Origin of the sequence: Noviherbaspirillum sp., from assembly GCF_036846085.1 — a bacterium.
GTDB lineage: Bacteria > Pseudomonadota > Gammaproteobacteria > Burkholderiales > Burkholderiaceae_D > Noviherbaspirillum.
In genome coordinates, this window is sequence record NZ_DAIUCO010000045.1 from 22,988 (window position 1) to 25,530 (window position 2,543).

The following is a 2,543-nucleotide window of genomic DNA, read 5'->3' on the forward strand; positions in this document are numbered from 1 at the left end:
GCCGCAATCAGCCCGACTTTGACCTTTAGTTTTGCCAGCACATCGAGATATGCGGAGAGCGGCGACCGACCACCCTCGGCGGTGGCGGTCATGGTGGCCAGCGTAGCGAACTTGCTTCCCACTTCGCCCAGCTGCACGGAAGCTCCCGGAGTCGGCGCAGGCGTTGTTCCCAACACCAGCCGTTCGGTGCGGGCCAGCACGGAATCCTTGGCGGACGAAAGTGATTTGGTCAATTGCGACGGATTGTCCCACGCGGTTTCGTATGCGGCTTTCGCAAGTATCAGCTTGATCGCCGAGTTTTGCGCATCCGCCAGCTTGGCAAGCGATTGCGCCGTGTTGTCCAGCGTCCCGAAATCCTGTACTGCAACGCCTTGCAGGAATTTTTTCCACTCCCTGACGTAATCAGCCTTGTAAAGCGCCTCCAGGTCCGCCCGGTTTCGCTCGAAATCGCCCTGGGTGCCCAGATTGTCCTCGGTCGTTGCGGCGAGCACCCAATCGTCCCCCTTCACTTCACCTTTGCTGGCGTCGATGATCGTCTGCCGGAAGTATTTGTCCCATGCTTCGCGGGTAAACGCGCCCGGCAGCGCATAGCTACCTGCAACCACGTTGAGATTGGTGTTGTTAAGAATGCGGCCGACCGTCATTGGGGCGAATTGCGTGTTCGCACGTGCCTTGAGTTCGTTATAGACACGTTCCTTCGCCGACAGCTTGTGCAAGGCACCTCTCAGAACATCCCGGCTGGCGGCCACCAGTTCCTCTCGGTTTTCGATCAATGGAAGATCCGGCTCCTGGACCTGCGACACGTAGAACACGATCACCCGTTCGGCAAGGCGATTGATTTCCTCCTGTGTCGCCTTGCCTTTGTTGGCATCCAGCCAGGTTCGCCAGTATTTCGGTACCTGATCCGACAAATGAGCAACTTCCATCCGCTCCTTTTGCTTGAGCATGAGGTAGGTTTTAAGTGCGTTATAGCCGTTCTCGAGCGGATTTTGCTCGACCGGCTCCTGGGTGCCGGCATGGTGGCCGCCAGCCGGGACGGACGACCTGATGGACTGCAGTACGTGCTTTCCTGCGGCTTGCCTGAAGTTGTTCGGGGCGCCGGCACTCTGGACGAGAACTGCCCCTGCCTCTGAGCCGGGACGGTATGGGGCAAGCATGAACTTGTGCGCGCCGTGCGCATCGCCGACACGGTGTTCTATGGGAATTACCGGCAAACCGCCACCTGGTGAACGTGGCCTGATGGTCTTTTGTTGTGGAACACGCTTGGGCACCGACGGAACAATCGCTGTTGGCGCATCCGGCAATGTCGCCCGAGTATTGACTGTCGTGGCGGATGTCATTTGCAATCCGGCGAGTGTGTGTTCAAGGTTCTTTGCCACGGGTGCGAGCATCAGGTTTTTGACGCCATTGAAGTACTCGGCGCGGAGTGCGCGCTCGACCTTGTCGCCTTGGTAGAGCTGCAGACCCAAAAGGAACGGATGTCCTTCCTTGCGGTATGAATACAGTTGCTCCAGGCGGAGTTGCATGACCTGCAGCGCCTTGAGCTGGTCGACCAGTTCAGAACTGTCCGACAGCCTGCGTGCGACCAGCAGTTCTTCATTTGCGTCCGCAATCAATTTCTGGTTGCCGACATAGGACCATGTCAGGAGGCCGGTCGCCACGGTAAGCACAAGCATGCCGGCGGCAATGCCGGCAAGCCGAAGCTTTGCGCTGCCGGGTTTCATCTGCCGCGCAATCAGGTACTGGTCGGGGAAGAGCACTTCCTGGAAAAGTTTTCGGAGGAAAAAACCGTTAGACGCCGGCAGTTGTGCGGCATCGAAGCCGGGTCGGGACAAATCGAATTGGCTCGATACCCGGTTGCCGGCAGCGATCCGGGGAGTGCCTTCCTGGAGCGCGCTCGTAAAGTAGAACCCGCGCAGTAACGGCTTGCTGTGATAGGGGTCATCCTGAAAGAGAAGTTCGACGAACTTGCCGATCGCGTCCCGCATGCCATTAAATTCGATCGGAAAAGCGAACAGCGCGGGGCGCTTCGCGTTTCCCCGGTTGTTGGCAAGCTTTTCCGAACCGATCTGCACGAGCCCGCGGTACAAATCGTCGAACTGCTGCGCGACGGCCCGCTTCGCGTCGAACTCGCTTCCCTGGTCGTGCGTGATGGTCGCTCCCCACACCTGCTGCCGCTGCTCGTCCGTCAAATCTTCAAAAAACTGCGCGAAGCCGCCCAGCAAATCAATCTTGGTAAAGATGAGGTAAATCGGCACCTTGATGCCGAAAACATTATCGATTTCATTGATGCGTTCGCGAACCTGGCGTGCGTAGAGCGCGAATTGCTCGCTGTTGTATTGCACCAGTTCCGGAAAGCTGACAGCCACCAGTATCCCGTTCACTGGCGCCTTGCTTCGATACTTTTTCAACAGCTTCAGGAATTCGAGCCATTCCGGCCGATCGTCGCGCTGGGTCGAATAACGGCCGGCGGTATCAAGCAGCACGCCCTCGGTGGAAAAAAACCAGTCGCAATCTCTCGTCCCTCCGACGCCCTGTACCGC

The 2,543-nt window shown here is 58.1% G+C and carries 1 protein-coding gene; it reads right to left on the minus strand.

The window, feature by feature from the left end; all coding sequences use genetic code 11:
* Positions 1-2,543, minus strand: a 2,543-nt coding sequence (locus V7080_RS07650; protein WP_334187810.1) for a type VI secretion protein IcmF/TssM N-terminal domain-containing protein, incomplete at both ends; no start/stop codon positions are given.